8 protein-coding genes are annotated in these 6,728 nt (G+C 41.3%); all 8 read right to left on the bottom strand.

Going from position 1 to position 6,728, the window contains the following annotated elements:
• On the bottom strand, positions 1–178 hold a 178-nt coding region (locus tag AC1M9H_RS14245), incomplete at its 3' end, for a CoA-transferase (RefSeq protein ID WP_481592539.1).
• 43 nt (positions 179–221) lie between these two features.
• Positions 222–1,430, bottom strand: coding sequence for a benzoate/H(+) symporter BenE (benE, locus tag AC1M9H_RS14240; RefSeq protein WP_180000663.1), 1,209 nt, complete (start codon positions 1,428–1,430; stop codon positions 222–224).
• 56 nt (positions 1,431–1,486) lie between these two features.
• A complete protein-coding gene (locus tag AC1M9H_RS14235; RefSeq protein WP_481613638.1) occupies positions 1,487–2,266 on the bottom strand; it encodes a 1,6-dihydroxycyclohexa-2,4-diene-1-carboxylate dehydrogenase in 780 nt (259 codons plus the stop codon).
• A 13-nt stretch (positions 2,267–2,279) separates the two neighbouring features.
• Positions 2,280–3,296, bottom strand: a complete 1,017-nt coding sequence (gene benC / locus AC1M9H_RS14230) for a benzoate 1,2-dioxygenase electron transfer component BenC (protein ID WP_481613637.1) — start codon at positions 3,294–3,296, stop codon at positions 2,280–2,282.
• A gap of 90 nt (positions 3,297–3,386) precedes the next feature.
• A complete protein-coding gene (benB, locus tag AC1M9H_RS14225) occupies positions 3,387–3,890 on the bottom strand; it encodes a benzoate 1,2-dioxygenase small subunit (protein ID WP_035270498.1) in 504 nt (167 codons plus the stop codon).
• Positions 3,887–5,269 (bottom strand): benzoate 1,2-dioxygenase large subunit, encoded by a 1,383-nt coding sequence (gene benA, locus AC1M9H_RS14220; protein WP_481608245.1) that lies wholly within the window; start codon positions 5,267–5,269, stop codon positions 3,887–3,889. The genes benB and benA overlap by 4 nt, the downstream gene beginning before the upstream one ends.
• A 74-nt stretch (positions 5,270–5,343) precedes the next feature.
• Positions 5,344–6,264: a catechol 1,2-dioxygenase gene (gene catA, locus AC1M9H_RS14215; protein WP_481598102.1), complete on the bottom strand. Its 921-nt coding sequence runs from the start codon at positions 6,262–6,264 to the stop codon at positions 5,344–5,346.
• A gap of 150 nt (positions 6,265–6,414) precedes the next feature.
• Positions 6,415–6,705 (bottom strand): muconolactone Delta-isomerase, encoded by a 291-nt coding sequence (gene catC / locus AC1M9H_RS14210; protein ID WP_092766278.1) that lies wholly within the window; start codon positions 6,703–6,705, stop codon positions 6,415–6,417.
• Positions 6,706–6,728 lie beyond the last annotated feature (23 nt).

The following is a 6,728-nucleotide window of genomic DNA, read 5'->3' as shown; positions in this document are numbered from 1 at the left end:
AATCACCATTACCTGCGTTGTTGTTGACGATCACTAAGTCTTTAATACCGAGTTCAATTAAGCCATCGATGAGTTCAGCAGGCTGACCTGCAGTACCAAACCCACCAATCATAATGGTTGAACCGTCTTTAATTTGGGAGAGGGCTTCGGTTAAAGACGCTGAGCTTTTATCAATCATAATCACTTCCTAAACAAACGATCTACATTTACCTTTAATATGATCAGGTCGATGTAGACGATGATGGGGTAGTATTTTGACGCTTCGTTAAAATCACGTGCGCTAAAATACCAATACAGATTCCCCAAAAAACTGAACTTAAACCTAAAAATTGCATACCTGAAACAGTCGCCAAGAAAGTAAGGAGAGCTGCGTCACGATCCTTTTCTTGGAACATAGCAACGTGTAAATTTGTAGCAATAGCACCTAAAAGTGCTAAACCTGCTAATGCAGCAACAAGTTCTTTAGGCAGTAAGCTAAAAAGCATCACAATGCTGCCTGCAAATAAACCACCTAAAATATAGAAAATACCGTTCGCAATACCTGCGATATAACGTTTCTCTTTGAGCTCATGTGCATCTTTACCTGTACAGAGTGCGGCTGTTATTGATGCCAGGACAATGGTGATCCCGCCCACACAAGCAACAGCTAACGATGCGATACTGGTAGTGGTAATAATGGGTTTTGCTTGAATGTCATAGCCACTTAATTTCAAAATTGCCATGCCAGGTAAAAATTGACCAGAAAGGCTGACTAAAATAAGAGGTACTGCAAGATTTAGAAAAGAGTTAAGCGTCCACTCGGGCGCAATGAATTGGGGTATTGCAAGTGAAAACTCCATATTCACAGCATTGAATTTTCCGAGGACTAAACTCATGAAAATACCAGCTGCCAATACAAAAAGCATGGCATATCGAGGTGTTAAACGCTTAGCAATCAGATACGAAATAAGCATTCCAAACACAATATATGGCATGGTATTGGTCGCGGTAAAAAGACCAAATCCGAACTGACATAAGATACCAGCCATCATTCCTGCAGCCACTGATTGCGGTATCAAAGCCAATAGTTTGTCGAAATATCCGGTAATACCAATGATGAAAATCACTACAGCTGTAGTGATATATGCAGCAACTGCTTCATTCAGTGATATATCTGGAAAAAGTGTGACTAGCAGAGCAGTACCAGGTGCCGACCAAGCGGTAATGACAGGAACTTTAAATTTTATTGATAATAGAATTCCAGCTACAGCAGCACCAATTGATATACCCCAAATCCATGAAATCATCATGTCTGGGGAAACTTGGGCTTGTTGTGCTGCTTGAAAGAAAATAATTAATGGTCCGGCATATGAAATCAATACAGCTAAAAAGCCGGCGACAGTGGCGGAAATAGACCAATCTTCTTTTAGTGTTTTAAACAGGGTTGCCATTGTATTTGCCTCCTTGCGTCAATGATCCTGTGAATTTAAAGAGTCCGTGATCAGGGTTAACCCTGATCACCACCACCTACAGGTACGACTGTGCCTGTAATGTATGAAGACTCATCTGAAGCAAGGAACAAAATAGCATTTACTTGTTCTTGAATAGTGCCATAGCGTTTCATGTAGCTGCGGTCAATTGTTTGATCAACCACTTCTTGCATCCAAGCTTGATCTTGCTCAGATAGTGGTGCAGTATTACGTGGAATTACACGTGGTGGAGCTTCAGTACCACCTGTTGCCACAGCATTGATGCGGATACCATCTTTAGCATGTGCAAATGCCATTGATTGAGTAAAACTATTTACACCACCCTTAGCCGCAGAATATGGAAGACGGTTAATTCCACATGTGGCGATAGATGATACATTCACGATCACACCAGATTTTTGGTGTTGCATGTGTGGTAAAACTGCACGACAACTCCATAAAGTAGGAAATAAAGAACGATTGATCTCTTTGATAATTTCCTCTTCAGAAAACTCTTCAAAAGGTTTCATCCAAATCGCACCACCAACATTGTTGATCAGCACATCAATTCGGCCAAAAGTCTCGATCGCTTTATTTACAACGGATTGTGCACCAGCATAGGTTTCAAGATCAGCTAAGACAGTGACACCTGTGCCACCTTGAGTCGTAATTTCTTCAAGTGTGGTCGTCACGTATTCAGCACGGTCAGCCAGTACAACTTTTGCACCTTCGCTAGCTGCTTGAAGAGCAACACCGCGACCGATGCCTTGAGCGGCACCAGTAACGATTACGATTTTATTTTCAAATCTTTGATTCATGTTCCTCTCCACTTTAATTCGCAGAGAATTTTTCGAATAAGAAGTTTGCAGGTTTAACGCCTTCAGCATCTAACCAACCACGAACTGCATCTACCATAGGAACAGGACCACAGAGGTAAACGTCTACATCACCACCGTTGAGCCATTCAGTTTCAATGTGACCTGTCACATAACCTTTACGTTCGTGTGCAGATTCCGGGTTTGCAACTACGGTACGGTATTCAAACCAATCAAGTTTTTCTTGAAGTTTGTTGAGTTCTTCAATAGCAACTAGGTCAAAGTCATTGGTTACACCAAAAACTAAACGTACTGGATGTTCAGAACCTTTTTCTTCTAATACTTGAAGCATCGACATAAATGGAGCAATACCTGTACCACCAGCAAGCATTACTACAGGGCGTACTACATTACGTAAGTAGAAGCTACCAAATGGACCAGTGAATGTCATTTTGTCGCCGACTTTCGCTTCGGTGCTTAAGAAGCTACTCATTTTACCGTTAGGAACGTTACGAACAACAAAGCCGGTCAAACGGTTGCTTGGCTTAGAGCTGAAAGAGTATGAACGTGTTTCAGTTGATCCAGGTATACCTACATTTACATACTGACCAGCAAGGAAATTGATATCTGGCTGACCCTCGTCTAGTTGAATATCAAAGGTAATTGTAGATTCAGATAAGTTTTCTACACGAGAAAGTGTACCTTGATATTGATGAATTTGAGTTTTACATACATCAGATGATGCTTGAATTTGGAAAACTGCATCTGAAGTAGGACGGCACTGGCAAGCTAAGATATAGCCTTGCTCAGCCTCTTCTGGTGTAAGTGCATCTTCAATATAAGTTTCTTCAGGCATGTCATAGCTGCCAGACTCACAGAAAGCTCGACAAGTACCACATGCACCATCACGGCAATCCAGCGGAATATTAATCTTTTGACGATATGCAGCGTCAGAAAGCGTTTCGCCTTGTGCAACTGAAATAAATCGGGTTACGCCATCTTCAAATTGAAGTGCAACATTATGGTTTGACATGGCTGAATATCCTTTAAGAATCTTTTGAACAATTTTTTGGTGTAACTACCAAAATTCCATTTGGTAGTTACTGAACTTGTTATTTACTAATTACAGGTGATATACGTCGATTACTTGATTGATGTAATCATTTTTGAGTACCACATATTTATTTAAAATTTGTGGTTTTTCACCAGACAAATTGATTTCGTAGCGTGACATACCAAAGTAGCTGTATGACTTTTGGTAGCGGTAACTTAAAGTGTTCCAGTTGAAACGAACAACAACCTTATCTTCATGACGTTCAAGTATTTCAATGTTGTTAATATTGTGGCTTGTACGTGTATCAGGCATTGTTGCAGAAGAGCGTTCAGTTTTGATACGGAACACGCGGTCTTCTAAACCTTGACGATCTGGATAATAAATTAACGAGATTTCTGATTGAGGATCTTCAGTTAATGTATTGTAGTCATCCCAAGATGGCATCCAGAACGATGCTGTAGGTGCATAGCACTCTAACCATTCATCCCACTGTTCATCATCAAGTAGGCGCGCTTCTTTAAATAAGAACTGGCTCACTGATTCTAAAGTTGCTTCAAGATTCGCGTTACTCATGCGTTATCTCCTTGTTCAGCTAAAGCTTGTTCTGCTTTAATCGCACGTTTCATTTCTTCTAACCAATGTTGATGTTGCGCAAGGTATAAACCTTCGTCTTCAGTTTTAACGCCTGAAAGTTTAGGTTTTAGACCAATTTCGTTTGCTGCCTCATCTGGGCCATTGATCCAATGCTTTGAGCCACGGCACATATCGTTCCACTCAAGTTCGATACCAGCATAACCTGCTTGACATGCACGGAATTCTTCTAAGTCATCTGGTGTCGCCATACCTGAAGCATTGAAGAAATCTTCATATTGACGAATACGGCGTGCGCGAGCTTCTGGCTCTTCACCTACAGGTGCGATGCAGTAAATTGTTACTTCAGTTTTATCGACAGCAATTGGGCGAAGTACACGGATTTGTGAACCGAACTGATCCATCAAATAAACGTTTGGATATAAGCAAAGGTTACGTGAGCGCTCGATCATCCACTTCGACATAGCAGGACCGAATTTCTCAGAGTATTCATCTGCTTTAGGGAAGTTAGGGCGGTCTTCAGGGTTAGCCCATTGTGTCCAAAGCAACATGTGACCATTTTCAAAACCGTAAGAACCACCGCCTTGTTTACCCCAAGATCCTGCGCTCATTGCACGGATATTGTCGCCAGCTTGTTTTTCTTTACGCTGTTGCGTAGTCGCAGCATAATTCCAGTGAACTGCAGATACATGGTAACCATCTGCACCATTCTCAGCAGTGAGTTTCCAGTTACCTTCATATGTATAAGTTGAGGCGCCACGTAAAACTTCTAAACCTTGATCAGACTGACCGACGATCATATCGATAATTTTAGTCGTTTCACCTAAGAATTCTTCTAATGGCAAGACGTCTGGGTTTAAGCTACCGAATAAGAAGCCTTTATAACTTTCAAAACGTGCAACTTTCTTAAGATCATGTGATCCTTCTTTGTTAAAGCAGTCAGAATAACCTGCATCTGTTGGGTCTTTAACTTTTAAAAGTTTGCCTGAGTTATTGAATGTCCAACCATGGAATGGGCAAGTATAAGTAGCCTTATTACCACGTTTGTTACGGCAAAGTTGTGCACCACGGTGTGAACACGCATTGATCATTGCATTTAGCTCGCCTTGACGGTTACGAGCAATCACGATTGGCTGACGACCGATGTGTGTCGTGTAATAATCATTGTTATTTGGAATTTGGCTTTCGTGTGCCAAGTAAACCCAATTACCCTCAAAGATGTATTTCATTTCAAGGTCAAAAAGGGCTTGATCAGTGAAAACTGAACGATGAAGTTTAAACTCACCTGTCTCAAAGTTGTCTACAAGTAATTCATCAAGACGATCTAGATGGCTGGTATTAATTACAGGAATACGTGGCATGGACGTTCTCCGACTTTCCAAATTGAGGGGAAGTCATCGGGATAATTGACTTATCCCGATTCCGACTAATTGATTTAAGCTGATGCGCGGCGACGTTCAACTTCAGTAGAAGGCGCACCTTCAACGTCTTTCACTAATTCAATATCAAATTGAATATGTTTGAACGCACCTTTCAGACCACGACGAGCAATTTCAGCTTCATCAGTTACGTCTACAGCAGTTGCCACTAAGCCATCACGCGTTGCAAATGCAAAGTCATCCCAAAGGTATTTATCACCTTCGATGTTGAACTGCGTAGTTAATTTACGGTAGCCAGGTGCAGTGACGAAGTAATGCACATGTGAAGGGCGGTTACCGTGACGACCAAGTTTGTCTAATACAAACTGAGTTGTACCTTCTGGTGGGCAGCCATAACCTACAGGCATTGTGGTTAATGCTGTATATTGACCTTGTGCATCGGTGAAGATCGTACGACGTAAGTTGAAGTCAGATTGAGACTTATCAAAGAACGAGTAGTTACCTAAGCTGTTTGCATGCCAAACTTCAACTTTAGCGCCTTCAATGATGTTACCTTCAGTATCTTTAACGATACCTTCAATAATTAAAGTTGGGATTTTGCCTTCTTCAGAACCATCATCCATACGTGCAAAACCAACTGATTCTGGTGCACCAGCGACATACAATGGACCTTCAATTGTACGTGGAGTACCACCTGTAATACCTGCTTGAGCATCTTTCTCATCTGCACGTAAATCAAGGAAATGCTCAAGACCTAAGCCAGCAGCCAAAAGACCTAATTCGTTTGCTTGACCAGCATCAGTAAAGTACTCAAGACCTTTCCAAACTTCAGATTGGCTTAAATCTAAATCTTCAATCGCTTGGAATAAGTCAGATACTAAACGTACAACGATTTGTTGAACACGTTCATCAACAGGACCTGTTGCAGTATCAACGTTCATTTTTTTGACTAAAGCATTAATTTGTTCGCGGTTCATACTATTTCTCCTTAAGTATGCTTGCTGTGTGGTGGCTGACTTCTAATGTGTTTGAGCTCGCTGCCACAATCCTTGTTTAAAATGACGCTAAAAAACCTCTGGATGTATTGATGTCATGGCCTGAATCAATCAAGCCAAGACACTTAAAACTTAACGATCATCTTCACGGATAGAAGATGGGTGGCGATTTAACGCCATTACTTCGATATTCATATATGGGTAAAGCGGAAGACCTTGTAAAATTGAATGAAGCTCCTCATTGCTTTCCACATCAAAAATACTGATGTTTGAATACTGACCTGTGATTCGCCAGATATGACGCCACTTGCCTTGTTGCTGTAACTCTTGCGAATACGCCTTTTCAACAGCTTTGATCTCATTCGCTTTTTCAACTGGCATATCCAGTGGGATGTTCACATCCATTCGTACATGAAACAGCATGTCTCACTCCTGATGTATCACGT

This window comes from Acinetobacter sp. ANC_7512, from assembly GCF_056779935.1.
Note: the sequence above shows the minus strand (reverse complement) of the source record. Positions and strands in the feature narration are given on the sequence as shown.